Annotated in this window: 10 protein-coding genes; 5 read left to right on the top strand and 5 right to left on the bottom strand. The window is 40.8% G+C overall.

What is annotated here, in order from left to right; genetic code table 11:
• Window positions 1-5: 5 nt before the first annotated feature.
• Window positions 6-491, bottom strand: coding sequence for a PRTRC system protein E (locus IL356_RS14995; protein ID WP_121848339.1), 486 nt, complete (start codon window positions 489-491; stop codon window positions 6-8).
• A 628-nt stretch (window positions 492-1,119) separates the two neighbouring features.
• On the opposite strand from IL356_RS14995, the gene IL356_RS14990 reads away from it, so the two are divergent.
• The 5 genes from IL356_RS14990 to IL356_RS14970 all read left to right on the top strand — a co-directional run bounded on the left by IL356_RS14990 (window position 1,120) and on the right by IL356_RS14970 (window position 6,148).
• Window positions 1,120-1,641 carry a hypothetical protein gene (locus IL356_RS14990; protein WP_162987843.1) on the top strand — a complete coding sequence of 174 codons (522 nt, stop codon included), beginning with the start codon at window positions 1,120-1,122 and terminating at the stop codon, window positions 1,639-1,641.
• Entirely contained in the window at window positions 1,638-2,453 is an 816-nt protein-coding gene (locus IL356_RS14985; protein ID WP_121848337.1) for a tetratricopeptide repeat protein, read from the top strand. Before IL356_RS14990 ends, IL356_RS14985 begins: the two co-directional genes overlap by 4 nt.
• A gap of 443 nt (window positions 2,454-2,896) precedes the next feature.
• Window positions 2,897-3,223 (top strand): helix-turn-helix domain-containing protein, encoded by a 327-nt coding sequence (locus tag IL356_RS14980; RefSeq protein WP_109649957.1) that lies wholly within the window; start codon window positions 2,897-2,899, stop codon window positions 3,221-3,223.
• 46 nt (window positions 3,224-3,269) lie between these two features.
• Window positions 3,270-4,628, top strand: coding sequence for a toll/interleukin-1 receptor domain-containing protein (locus tag IL356_RS14975; RefSeq protein ID WP_121848336.1), 1,359 nt, complete (start codon window positions 3,270-3,272; stop codon window positions 4,626-4,628).
• Entirely contained in the window at window positions 4,625-6,148 is a 1,524-nt protein-coding gene (locus tag IL356_RS14970; protein ID WP_109649955.1) for an argonaute/piwi family protein, read from the top strand. Before IL356_RS14975 ends, IL356_RS14970 begins: the two co-directional genes overlap by 4 nt.
• Before the next feature lie 224 nt (window positions 6,149-6,372).
• Here the strand turns inward: IL356_RS14970 and IL356_RS14965 are convergent, their stop codons facing one another.
• The 4 genes from IL356_RS14965 to IL356_RS14950 are packed head-to-tail and all read right to left on the bottom strand — an operon-like array spanning window position 6,373 to window position 13,350.
• Window positions 6,373-11,388, bottom strand: a complete 5,016-nt coding sequence (locus IL356_RS14965; protein ID WP_121848335.1) for a helicase-related protein — start codon at window positions 11,386-11,388, stop codon at window positions 6,373-6,375.
• 6 nt (window positions 11,389-11,394) lie between these two features.
• Window positions 11,395-11,760: a hypothetical protein gene (locus IL356_RS14960; RefSeq protein WP_121848334.1), complete on the bottom strand. Its 366-nt coding sequence runs from the start codon at window positions 11,758-11,760 to the stop codon at window positions 11,395-11,397.
• Between the two features lie 12 nt (window positions 11,761-11,772).
• Window positions 11,773-12,087 carry a hypothetical protein gene (locus IL356_RS14955; protein WP_121848333.1) on the bottom strand — a complete coding sequence of 105 codons (315 nt, stop codon included), beginning with the start codon at window positions 12,085-12,087 and terminating at the stop codon, window positions 11,773-11,775.
• 3 nt (window positions 12,088-12,090) lie between these two features.
• Window positions 12,091-13,350, bottom strand: a complete 1,260-nt coding sequence (locus tag IL356_RS14950; RefSeq protein WP_162987842.1) for a hypothetical protein — start codon at window positions 13,348-13,350, stop codon at window positions 12,091-12,093.
• Between the last annotated feature and the right edge of the window lie 9 nt (window positions 13,351-13,359).

The following is a 13,359-nucleotide window of genomic DNA, read 5'->3' as shown; positions in this document are numbered from 1 at the left end:
GTGGTTTAAAAAAAGGTGGGTTGTCGGTAGGCTTTCATATCCTCGATGGTCTTTTTAGCCAAAGCGTCGTTTTCATCGAGTTCCAGTACCTTGTTGGCCAGATCCACGGCCTTCTCGTGTTCGACCATCGGGTTGAATTTCTTGCCCTTGACCAGTTCCCTTAGGTCGGACAGGGCTTTCTTCTTTTTCTCCTTACGGTCGTTCGCCATTTTGGTCTTTTCCTCGGCCTTTTTCAGGTTGCTGAGATAGCCGTTGGCATTGTCGAACAGTACTTTTGTTTCCTGCATGGGTTTCCCCAACCGTTCCAAAAAGACGGTATCGATTTCCTCGATGCTGCCCTTGAGCGTAAAGGGCCGTATCGTTTTTAGGGCGTTGTCGCCCTCCGATGCCTTTGGGAGTAGCGAGACCGCACAGTCCGTACCGTGAAAGGAGACCGATATGGAGAATTGTCCAATGCCCGTCTTGCCCAAAGATTTAAAGAATGTTTCCATAGGTATTGCTTTTAATTGTTGTTACAAGATACCCTCAAGAATCTTTAAATCATTGAATATTAAGGATTTAAACCACAATCGACTTCTTCTTCCCCTCACCACAAAATACGCCCCGAAGGGGCGTTGGAACCGGTGTCTGCCTATTGGAGTTGGGCGGTGTAGTTGTACTTATCTGGATGAGCTTTGAGCGCCTCTTAAATTTTTATGGAAATAATTGGCGATAGCTTTCTGGAGATCGAGGAAGTGATAATGTATTTATCTATTAAAATGTCCTATAAAAGGTCAATTAACGAGAATACTAAAAAAGACCAGGGTTGGGACACCTTGACAGAAGCAATAGCATTACGTTTAAACAGTCCCGTAAAATCCCCTTTTTTGTGACATTTATCTTTCCACTTCCTATTACTTGAAAATTAAATTGAATCATCATAATAAGTCGTTTAAAACCAAATGTGTTTTATCCCCTATATTTGGTATATAATGAACATATATTCATTATGCATACGTTGTGTGCAATTCTCTAGATAAAGAAGCTCTATTAATTTTTTAAGCCAAAAAGTTAAATTTTAAGGTAGGAAAATTATACTAAATTTAACCGTTAGTCAGAATTTGAACAACCATCATATTTATGATAAAAGTCTTTATGTATAGTAGAGTTTTGTTTGTCATCCTTTATTTGATAACATTATCTTGTTCTGAAGATAAAAAACAAGAACCATATTTCAACGATTTAGGAGAAATTCCGTTTGATGGACAATTGGATGATAAAAATTTTAAAGTATGTCACGAAGATTTAACAATTCCATTCAATTATGGAGGGTTTGGACTAATTTACGAGGGCGAAAAAAAGAAATTGGTAGAAACTATTAAAGAAAAATTCAATTACCCCCAAACTAAAGGACAAACTGGTTTCATAACAATCCGTTTTATAATTAACTGTGAAGGTAAAACTGGTAGATTTCGAGTTATCGAAATGGACCTTAACCTTAAGGTTAAAAAATTTGACAACAATATTTCTAATGAAATTTTGAATATTACCAAAGGTCTAGATGGGTGGAAATCACTTGAGAGATGGGAGAAAGCATGGGATGTTCAACAATATTTGACTTTCAAATTTGAGGACGGTGTTATAACAGATATTTTACCATGAAAAGGTACATTTTATTCTTTATTCTCATTCTATTTCAAACAATCGCAAGCAGTCAATTAAACTGTGAACTTTTTAAAGATGATTCGGAATGTTACAAGGCGTGCCAACATTATAACCAAGAGAGTCAGCATCAACAAGGTTCGTATGCATCTCAAAAACATTTGAGCGAGGCAATTGATTTGTGTCCAACTTTATCCAATGCGTATTTCGAAAAATCGGTTGCGTTTTTAAAAAGAGGGAAGTTTATTCAATGGAAGGAACTAATGGACAAAGCTGTGGAATTAAATCCCGAACAGCACCTTTCCGATAGAGCTTGGGCTCAGTACGCATTCTTACATAACTATGAAGAAACAATCAAAGATTTAAACAGGCTTATGGAATTAAAGGGAATACCGTTTATTGGTGTTGGGCAAAATGGCGATTACGATTTGCGAATAGTTTTAGCACTTAGCTATAAACTTACCGGCCAAAAGAAAAAAGCTATCGAAATAATTGAAACTGCTATGGCCGACAAAGATTACTATGTTGGACTTTATGACAATCTGCATTTAGGCATTCTTTATCTTGAAAACAATCAACTAGAAAGGGCAATTAAATCTTTTGAAAATCAAATTAAGGAAAATGAATTAGCTGAAGCTTACTATTATTTAGGGAAAACATACTTAGCTCTAAAAAATAAAACGGAGGCAACGCTAAATATAGACAAAGCATTAGAACTATATAAAAGTAATCGCAAAATGTTTAGTCGTTACTATCAATTTACCGACCAAATTTACGAACAAGACATTATTGACTTGAAGAAACTAATATGATGGACAAAAAGTAACGCGTAAATAAAACTGCATACAACAAAGATGCTAAACGTGATGCGGACTTTAGGGCAAAATAAAAGGTCTGTGTATATTTAAAATGTCACTAAATCTTATGGATTTACCTTTGGAACAAAAAAGAAAAAGTAAAATAATAAGCTTTAGCTTCGTGAGTAGACGGAAACGAAAAGATTCCTTGCTTTCGCACTACGCATAGCCGAGACCTTTCTACATATTGCGTAAATCGTGCTTCCGGATTCAATGACTTAAGGCATAGGCAGCACATTCATTTTTTTGCCGACACACACAATCCAACGCTAAAAAAACAAAAGAACTGCTTCTTTCCTTACTTATAGTATTTTCAAACAATCAAGAAAGGTTTTTTAACTAATCAATATACTTCACTAATTTTGTCATCAACTGACAAGTCAAAATATTAAAGTCAAATGAAGAAACATTTTGGAGAATACATCAGACAACTAAGAACCGATAAGGGATTTACGTTAACTCAGTTAGGTGCAAAACTCGAATTAGATTCAGCAAATTTGAGTAAAATAGAGAATGGAAAAAGGGATTTTGATGAAAAACGATTAAACCTTTTAGCCTCTGTATTTAATTTAAACTTAGATGAATTAAGGATTGAATTTCTTAGTCAAGTAATTGCAAAAAAAATTTACGAAAGTAGTTGCTCACTTGATGTTCTTCAAGTAGCAGAAAAAAAAGTTAATTATTTACGTCAAGCTAACTTAAAACAAAAAAGTTTAAAGTTTTAACTAATAGTAAACCAAGAAGTTATTACTACAAACGACAATTTAGCGAATGAGAAATAAAATATTTATAAGTCACGCAACACCCGATGACAATGATTTTACTAGATGGTTAGCGTTAAAACTAATTGGATTAGGATACGAAGTTTGGTGTGACATTCTTTTTTTAGATAAAGGGGTTGATTTCTGGAGCAATATCGAAAAAGTTATAAGAGAAGATACCTGTAAATTTTTACTTGTTTCATCATCTTATTCAAATCAACGCGAAGGTGTTCTTAAAGAATTAGCAGTTGCAGCAAAAGTAAAAAAGCAACTGAAAGATGATAAGTTCATTATTCCATTAGCAATTGATGAACAACTATCTTACGATGATATTAATATTGATATTGTTAGGCTTAACGCTATCGATTTTAAAATGTCTTGGGCAAGAGGTTTGAAAGATATATTAGAAGCGTTCGAAAAACAAAAAGTTCCAAAAGAAGTTGCTGACGCTTCAAAAAGTAATTTACTTTATCAACAAATTTTTCTGCACGATAAAAGTGTAATTGAAAAAGAAGAAATTTATGACTCAAATTGGCTTTCGATATTGTCCTTTCCTGAAGAGTTAAGATTTCACGAATACAATTGGATGCTTCCTAAAAGATTTGACGTAAGAGAACTGACGTTTCCTGCTGTTCGTTACAAAAATTATCTCTGTACGTTCGCTTGGGCCTACGACTTTACATATCATTTACCTAAAACAGAAACATATCATAAGAGCAAAACAATTAGGATACCAACAGAGGAAATTTTATCAGGAAGTTATGATTCTAATTTTATTAGAAATGCAGAATGTAAAAGGCTAATAGTACAACTTCTTAATAAAGCATTTGAATTAAGGATGAAAGATAAAGAAGTTCAAGAATATGAAATGTCTAATAAAACCGCATATTGGCTCGAAAAAGGTAAGTTAGAAAAAGACAAATTTGAGAAAACCATGTTAGTCGGAAAGCAAAAAGATAAAAATTGGCATTTCGGAATTTCTGGAGCTTCAAAACTTTATCCCTTTCCCGTATTAATGATTTCATCACACATATTTTTTACGGCAGACGGAAAAAAATTGATTGACTCTTCAAGCGTTCAACATTCATCAAGAAGAAGACAAGGTAAAAACTGGTGGAATAATACTTGGAGAACCAAACTATTGGCATTTATTAAATATTTATCCGACGATGACACTTCCTTTTATTTAGAAATGGGTAGTGAAGAGAAAGTTTTTGTATCCAATGAACCAGTAAAATTTAAAGGTAACGTAAGCTATAATATTCCTGAAAAAAATACTCTTGAAGAAGAAGCTGAATTATCGGGCTTTAACCAAGGCGAAGATATCGAGGAGCTGGAAGAGTTGATTGAAAATTTAGAAGCTGAATGAAAGAACTTATATACATCGAAGAACCAAAAATACTATTTGCACACGGTCAAAAATGTACTGACGCCAGAGATGGACTTGCCTTATTTGGCCCATTAAATAATCTTTATGGCATTAAGAGTGGCGTTATTGGTACTAAACAAGGACTGAAAATATTTAGAGATTATTTAGACCACATACAAAAACCAATCTATAATAGTAACAGTATTACTAGACCGATGTTTCCCGGTTTTGAAGCTGTTTTCGATTGTAAATGGGAATCCACAGGAATCACATTTAAAGAAGTTACAAATGAAGATATTGGTAAATTTCTTTACAATAGCAGTACGCATAAGCGAACTTACGACTTAGTTTCCCTTTTTATAGACAAGATCATTTCTGCTAATAAAAATGAAGATGAAAATGTCGATGTATGGTTCGTCATTGTTCCAGATGAAATTTATAAATATTGCAGACCAAATTCAGTACTTCCCAAAGAAATGGTTCAGACTAAGGCACTAATGTCTAAATCAAAAGCAAAATCTTTCAGGTATGAACCATCACTATTCCCAGATATCAACATAGAATTAAAAGAACAAGAAAAAGAGGCTGAAACTTATAATTATGACGCACAGTTTCACGACCAATTTAAGGCAAGATTATTAAAACACACCATACCAACACAAATTTTTAGAGAAAGTACGTTGGCTTGGCGCGATTTCAAAAATGCATTTGGTCTGCCAATTAGAGATTTTTCTAAAATTGAAGGGCATTTGGCTTGGACAATTTCAACAGCTGCGTTTTACAAAGCTGGAGGTAAACCTTGGAAATTATCTGATGTCCGAAATGGAGTATGCTATCTTGGTTTAGTTTATAAAAAAGTTGAAAAAAGTAAAAACCCAAGAAATGCTTGTTGTGCAGCTCAAATGTTTTTAGATAATGGAGATGGTACGGTTTTTAAAGGAGAAGTTGGACCTTGGTACAATCCTAAAAATGGACAGTATCATTTAGAACCTAAAGAAGCGAAGGCTCTGTTAAGTCAATCCTTACAATCCTATAAAGAACAGATTGGAGAATATCCTAAAGAGGTATTCATTCACGCAAAAACAAGGTTTAATCACCAAGAATGGGATGCATTTTTAGAAGTGACACCAAAAGAAACTAATCTTGTCGGAGTAACCATTTCAAAAACAAAACCACTCAAATTATACAAAACTGAGGGAGATTATACAATTTTAAGAGGAAATGCATATGTAGTTAACGAGAGAAGTGCCTTTCTATGGACTGTGGGCTATGTTCCTAAAATACAAACTGCATTATCAATGGAGGTTCCTAATCCTTTATTTATAGAAATAAATAAAGGAGAAGCAGATATAAAACAAGTTTTAAAGGATATTTTATCTTTAACTAAATTGAATTATAATGCCTGCATTTTTGCAGATGGTGAACCTGTAACGTTAAGATTTGCGGACAAGATTGGAGAAATACTTACTGCGAGTACTGACATAAAAACACCGCCTTTAGCATTTAAATATTATATCTAATGCCAACGGACGAAACGAAACTGAATTAATATGCTGAAAAAAATTACACTGAAAGGAAAATAGATAAAAGTGTTGGTCTTACCACCAACCAACCCAATTCAGATTAATTCCGGTTCAACTTCAACCTCAGTACTCTAATATAGTCGCTAGTTGCAACTTCTAAAATAGCCGCTCATTTATTGTCGGCGAGATATTGGATTTGCAATATTAGGTTTTGCGCAGGATCAGACCTTCACCGCCCTTTTTCGTTTGAGGTCTTTGATATCCTGTCTTAATACCTGCATTTTGGCCGTCTTTTCCCGAGGGAAGCCAATGGCCGTTTTCTTTCTATGGGTTTCCATCGAACGTAGGTTATAGTCCAGATCGAATTTTTTGGAGCTGATTTCCCGCTGTACCTTTTGACATAGCTTGACGAGTTGCAGGGCCACTTTTTCCGGATCGAACCGTTGCTGTTTTCTGCCAGCGATGTGGATATTCCTGAACTCTAGCCGATAGCAATAGAGATAATTGTGGTTTGAGGGAACATATTCCGCTTGAAAGACCAAATTGGCGTTCAGGGTTTGCAAGCGGGCAACTTGCTTGTGCTTTTGTATGTTCAGGTTCAAATTCGACCGTTCGACCATGGCCAGGCCCAATCCTTTGAAAAATGTTTTGGGTTCCCTTATGTTATGGACACTCGATTCGAGTTCGGAACCCGAAACGAGACCTAGCAAACTTCTTTGCAACTGGCCCATGTCCTCGGGTTCGATTTCATCCATGGGCAGGTTCAGCTGGCTGATCGTATTTTGCGCCCTCTCCAAATCGGCCACTTGGGAAACAATATGTTTGTTTTCCTTTTCAATGCGCTCGATGGCTTTGAAGGAATTGGCCTTGTTGAGCTCGTGCAACCGCTTTTGAGATTGTAGAAACTTTAGGTCATCCGAAAGCTTGACGAGTTGAAACTGGTCCATATCTCCAATCAACGCGGCCTGCATCTGTTCATAGGACAGGCTCTTGTCATCGGGAACGAGGTCGTCATAAATGCGCTTGTTCGGATCGGCCTCCCTGATCTGTTCCCGAAATCTTTCTTTATGGGTATTCAACGAATAGGAAAAGATGTCCGTGGAATCCTTGATGCCGTAGAATCGCTCCACCACCGTATTGCCATAGATTTGGGCCACTTCATTTCCCTTTCGCAGGCCCCGTCCGGCACGTTGGTCGAAGGCATCTGGGGAATAGGGAATGTCCATATGGAAGATACCCACGACCCGTTTTTGGATGTTCGTGCCCGTACCCAATACCTGTGTACTGCCGAGCGCTACCCTAATCTCGCCATTTCGTATCTTTTCTTGCATGAAATCCGTTTTGTTCTTCGCCTTTTCCTCTTGGGCCAAGGCAATTTCATGGGCTGGAATGCCATAGTCTTCCCGAAGGATTTCACGGACCGTTTCATACGAGTTATATTGTCCAGGTTTCCAAACGTTCAGGTCGGAGAACACCAAGCACACCCCTTTGTGTTCCGATGTTTTTTTATAAAGCCCGGCGACATCCCGGCACAGACGCTGGAGTTTGAACTGGTCGAGTTCCGAAAAATCGATGGCGAGATTGTCCTTTGCCAAAGGGTCGATCAAAAGGGACCGGTTGATATTAAGTGCCGTTATGTGGGCGGACTTCATTTGATCCTCGTTGTAAATGGGAACCTTGAACAGGGCGTTTTGGTTCCGATCTTTGGTAAACCTGAGCGAGGCCTGTTTGAGTTCCTCATAGGCTGGTGTCGACTCTAAAATGATAAATTCCCTATCAACCTCAAGGTCATGGGTCCTGAAATGTTTGTCCCTGCAGATATGGGTAAAGGAGTTATACATCTTGCTCAGTTCGGGCAGGTTGGTGTAGTATCGAAATCGAGCGTGCATCCTCGGATCGCCAAAAATATTCGGTTCGATGCTAACGCTCTGCTTCAGGAAAATCGAGGCCCAGGCATCGAAATTGAAGATGTTCTTGCGCTTCAGTGCCGCAGGGGTAAGGTAGCGCTGGTAGGCATACAGTTCGGTGACCGAGTTTTTCAAAGGGGTACCGCTATAAAAAAAGATGTTTTTGTCGGGACCCATCCTATGGTGGATGGATTTTATGCTGATTTCGAGATCTAGGTTCCTTTGACTGTCCGAATGGTTGTTGAGGCCGGAAACGTTCTGGTGTCGGGTCGTGAAACCGATGTTCTTGAAATAATGGGCCTCGTCGATCATCAAGGCCTCGATGCCTAGATCGGTCAGGGTCGTTTCCGTCTCCCCGGACCGTTCCTCCAATTTTTTAAGGGTCGCCTGTAGCTTGTCCTCCAAATGTTCCTTCCTTTTGATCAGGCCCTTAATCAGTTTTTTGGATTCCTTGATATTTCCGTATTCCCTCGCAGTTTGCAGGTCCTGTTCAATCATGTCGATTTTTTCCCCAAGGATATCCATGACGAAATGCCTTGATTTGGGAATCTGTTTTAGATGGCCGTGCTCGGCGATGATAAGGTCGATCGCCCTATGGTTTTTGATCGTTCTCAATGTTTTGGTCCTTTTGTCCTTTGCCATGTTCTTCGAACTTAATCGGAGGATGATCAGTTGGGGGAAATTGGCCCTGATCTCGGCCTCGATCTGGGGGGCCACACTCTTTAAGGTCAATAGCAGGGTTCTCCTGCTCTTCCCGTGCTGTTTCAGCTTATGGGCCAGCATGGCCATGGATAGGGTCTTGCCCTTTCCGACCTGATGATCGTTCAAGGCACTCCCTTTGGTAAGCCCGAAGAGGGTGGAGTCGATCTGATGCTGGTAGGGCGGGTAGACCAAGGTATCGGGAAAGGTGAGCCATCCCTTGGGCACCGTGATATTGACATCGGCCAAAAAGGCCTGGTAATAGTTGTTCTCAATGGTGGCCTTCAACTCTTGCCGCCCTTCGATAAAGGACTTGAAGTGGAGCTGCAGCTCCTCGTAAAGATTTTGGGCCATCAAGGTGGCATCCTTGTCCAATTTCCTAATGGTCTTTCCCGATCGGTCCTTGTAGGAAGTAAAAATGACCGGATACCTATTTTCCGCAAAATGTTGCAATATCCGTTTATAGTTCGCCTTGACCTCATGGCGGAGCACCACACTGAATCTTTCGTGGGCCTCTTGGTTAAAGTCCCTTGGGAACATCAAGGTCAGGGTGGAGTTGAACTGCGCCATATTGATCTGTACCTTCTCGCCTATGAGTTCCTCCAAAAAGGACTCTTTTGCGGAAATAGGAATAAAATGGCTTTCGAAATTGAACTCGATATCGTCCAGGTCCAACTTTGCGGGAAGCAGTTCCGTCAATGCCCGTTCCATTTTTTCCGTTTCGATTTCGAATGGTGGAGGATGGTTCCCGACATACTCGATCTTATCCTGGATATAGCCACTCGAAAATAGGAAATAGGGCACCACTGCATAGCCCGTTTCGGATTCCCTATCGGGCTCTAGAAAAAGGGAGCGGGTTTCCAGCCCGTTCAGCAACAGTTCCTTTTCGTTGGTCTTAAAGGCTCTTGTGATGGCTGCTATATCGATCTGTCCGTTATGGTCAAATTGGTAGCGCGCCATTTGTTCGGGATTCTCGAATCTGGGTTCCTTTGAGTCGGATGTATCTGTGCCAATTTCAGCAGAAGCGGTTTCATCAGGTTTGGTTTTGGCGCGGGGAGCCTTTAGAAATCGTTTCAAGGTGAACGACGGATTTTTGCCATAACCCTTTCCGTCCTCCTTTTTCTCAAACTGTTGGCGGACCTGCTCGAAATAATGGTCGTCCTTCAGAAATATGAGATGCCCCTTTAGGAATCCCCACTTAAAATGGAAGGTGTCCAATTGGTAGTCCAGGTCCTGGAAGCGTCTGGCAACTTCTTGCTCCGGAAGTTCCCTTTTTTCGATATTGAGGTTGAGCAGTACGAGCTCGTTCCGCATACGGGCATAGTCCGCCACCAATTCCCTGATTTTATAGGGTACCTTTCTTGTGCTCTGTGGGTCGGTGTAAAACAAAACTTCGCCCTTCTTGTTAAAATTGTAGGTACCAAAAAACAACCGGGAGTATTGTTTGGCTTCTTTATCGTGCAAGGCAATCGGAGGTAAAACCGTATCGACGATAGGAGGCGTTGGTGGTGCTGCCGTTTGTTCCTCGGCTATGGCCTCCTTTGGCAAGGGTTCCGGTTTTTTCGGTATATCTAAAGGTGCCGGACCGACCTCGAACTTGAAACCATCGGATTGTCCTTCCAGAAAATTCGACAGGGATATTTCGTTAGGTTCAACAATAATGCTTGGCCTGTTGTGGAAAAAGCCGAGCTTGGGCGTACCGTGAACATTTCCCGGATTGTTCTTGAAAAAACGATTGGTCAGAAAGGATTGACCTTCCAGTTCAACGGCTTCGGTTTCCGCAAAATCCATTTCGTCGGTGGATAGCGTTTTTTTGTTGGAAGTCCTACGGTACACCAATAGATCGGATACGACCTTTGTGCCCTCGTTGGTGAACAAGTCCGTGTTGAAACGGTTGGCCAGGAGCAAGTCGTTCTCCAATAATATAGACTCCCTAAAATCATTGTAGGCACTTCGCTCGGCAAAGGCCGAAGAGGTAACCAAGGCCGTGATACCGTCATGGCGTACCATCTTCGGGGCATAAAAATTGAAATAATTGCCCACGTTTTTGAGCGGGCCTTCAGTCAGGTAATCGTGTCGATACGCCTTGGTGATGGGAATGTCGCCAAATGGGATATTGGTCATGACCAGATCGAAGCGGGTCTTTTCGCCCTGGTCCAGAAAAAAATCCTCAAAAGTGGTGTTCAGTACGGTTACACGGTCGTTTTTTTGGTTATTGGACTTGAGGATCTCAAAGGATAGGATATCAGGTTCCAAAGCCGTGATTTGGGCTTCGGGGAACGCCTTTTTCAATTCCTGCACATAGGCCCCATTGCCCGCCGAGGGTTCCAGTATGGTCTTGGGTTCAAACCCGTTCTTTTTTAGAAGACCGATTTTATATTCGATAAGGGTCTTGGGCGTATAGTAGCTGGTCAGATGGTACCGCCGCAACGAATCCAGGATTTCCCTGAAGGTCTCCGGAAAAGCCTGTTCAATCGTCCGCAGCAACTGTTTCCCTTGCTCCTCTTTTCCGGAGGGAGGATAGAACAACAGTTCCCCCAACTTGGCAAGTCCGGAATTGTTGATATAATAGTTCTTGGGATTCGATGCCTTTATCAAGGCAACGATCTGGGCCAAATGTTCCTGTTTCATCCCGGACTATTGAAGCGATTTCAGAATCTCCGCCCTTCCCTTTGGGTGTTTTTCGTTCAGGGCCCGATAGATGTCCGACAGGGCTTCATTGGCATGTTCCAGCGCAAGGGGCATGATGTGGCCGTCCTCAAGAAACTGTTCCTGCAATTTGGCGTGCAGGATATGGGCATTGATGGCAAAATCAAAACGGTATTCCGCGGCATCCAAACGGGCGGTAAGGTTCGGATAGGCCTCCAACGCGTAAAAACAAAAATGAAGGTCGGGACCGCATTCCCCGCTGGCAAGCTGGCGCTCCCAGTCCTTGATCGTTTCCGGATGTTCAGTTCGGAACCTTTGGGTTTCCGAGGTAAGCAATAGTTCTTCCTGTGTCATGGATTGTATTTTTTAAGGTTTGTTCGACGGTGTAAAATCAATTGTGTATTCGATGTTTCGCCATGGAGTTTCGTTCAATTCGATAAGGTGTTCGTACAAGGCGTTCTTGAACAGCATCACGCCGTCAAGTGAATCTAAGCGATAGAAAACGTGTCGACCCTTTTCGGAGCGGATGAAAAGCTCATAGGCCTCTTTCTCGGTGCTTTGGCTACATGGTGATAATATATCCGAAGTAAAATCCAACAACGTGGTAATACTGTCCATAAGGAAAGCATCCCGTAGTAGGGGACGGCCGTTTATATCGAAAATCGTTATCTCAAAAAGCATGGTTCAAATGGAAATTTTAATTTGTCTTTTTTTCTTTGTCCCCAATGGTTCCAAGGGATTGGTATGGTTCATATATTCCCTATAGCTATGGTAGTATTCGGGATGTTTGCTTTTTAGATTGGCAATGGGCCTATATTCCTTGAGTTCTGGTTTCTTGCCGTTTTTCGACAATGCAAAGTAGGTTTTACCTGAACCGTAATGCTTTTTTAGCAGTAGGGTATCATTGGTCTGCCGCAAGGGAATCTTGTCCACATCTATGAGAAAGTCTTTCTTCTCGATAAGGTTTTTGACGACCTCGTACTTTAACCGTTTGGGTGCGCTTTTGGATTCCAAAAAATCATCCAGCAATGTCCATTGCTTTAAAGCATCGATACCTCTTATACTGTCCGTAGCCTTTAGGTATAATCTGTTCCCATGAATGCCGAGGGAAACGCCGTATTTGGTCTCGGCCAAAACGGTTATCGATTTTTGTCCGAGCAGGGATCGGAACTCCTTTACCGAGAGGTAGCGTCGATTTTTTTCATTGGCGACTTTTAGATATGGCACCAGTACGACCACGTTTTTTCCTAGGGTTGCGGGAACGAAGAGTCCCTCCAAGCCTTGTTCGATCTGAATAGGCAACGTTTTGGAAAATTTGGGTAGTTTATCGCCAGGCGGCCCTAGAGTTTGGATGCCATTTTGTAGATGCCGATTGTATGAGTAAATATTACTTAAAGTATCGTTGAAAAGGTGGAGCAGCCTGTTTTTGGTCTGCATATCCAAATGGTCGACATCCCTTTGGAAATACCTGTGCTTCATAAACAAATGATCGGATCTGGAAGGATACAGGTGTTGAACCCTTTCCTTTAGTAGCGAAATGGAATAGTTGCGCCAGACCGGACAATTGTTCACATGGGTAAAGGATATATATGTCCTATTCTCTACACTATTATAGCCCAATAGCAGTTTCATCAGCTTATTTTCGTTTTCATGGATGGATATGCGACCTATAGGGGTAATATTCCGGTCTTTTTGGAACAGCCGGTCTTTACTTTTTAAAAGGGCCAACTGCTCTTTCAGTGCCGTATTGATAAAACCCGATTCGGCCAATTTGAGATCACGGACATATTGCAACTTTCTGAGGTCGTTCAATTGATCGGTCGGAACGGCCTTAAATTCAAATTTTTTAAATGCACTGAAGTCGGGGTCCAAAAATCGGGACACAAAATTTTTGATCCTGTGGAAGAGTTTAATGGAATTGCGAATAGTGAGGTACGATTTCATGGCTATCGG

This window comes from Euzebyella marina, assembly GCF_014855515.1.
Classification (GTDB): domain Bacteria; phylum Bacteroidota; class Bacteroidia; order Flavobacteriales; family Flavobacteriaceae; genus Euzebyella; species Euzebyella marina.
This window is presented reverse-complemented; position numbering and strand designations above follow the sequence as displayed.

Excerpts from the sequence above, each read along its gene's own strand:
- IL356_RS14995 (WP_121848339.1), bottom strand. The coding sequence starts at position 491 with ATGGAAACATTCTTTAAATCTTTGGGCAAGACGGGCATTGGACAATTC.
- IL356_RS14990 (WP_162987843.1), top strand. The coding sequence starts at position 1,120 with ATGATAAAAGTCTTTATGTATAGTAGAGTTTTGTTTGTCATCCTTTAT.
- IL356_RS14985 (WP_121848337.1), top strand. The coding sequence starts at position 1,638 with ATGAAAAGGTACATTTTATTCTTTATTCTCATTCTATTTCAAACAATC.
- IL356_RS14980 (WP_109649957.1), top strand. The coding sequence starts at position 2,897 with ATGAAGAAACATTTTGGAGAATACATCAGACAACTAAGAACCGATAAG.
- IL356_RS14975 (WP_121848336.1), top strand. The coding sequence starts at position 3,270 with ATGAGAAATAAAATATTTATAAGTCACGCAACACCCGATGACAATGAT.
- IL356_RS14970 (WP_109649955.1), top strand. The coding sequence starts at position 4,625 with ATGAAAGAACTTATATACATCGAAGAACCAAAAATACTATTTGCACAC.
- IL356_RS14965 (WP_121848335.1), bottom strand. The coding sequence starts at position 11,388 with ATGAAACAGGAACATTTGGCCCAGATCGTTGCCTTGATAAAGGCATCG.
- IL356_RS14960 (WP_121848334.1), bottom strand. The coding sequence starts at position 11,760 with ATGACACAGGAAGAACTATTGCTTACCTCGGAAACCCAAAGGTTCCGA.
- IL356_RS14955 (WP_121848333.1), bottom strand. The coding sequence starts at position 12,087 with ATGCTTTTTGAGATAACGATTTTCGATATAAACGGCCGTCCCCTACTA.
- IL356_RS14950 (WP_162987842.1), bottom strand. The coding sequence starts at position 13,350 with ATGAAATCGTACCTCACTATTCGCAATTCCATTAAACTCTTCCACAGG.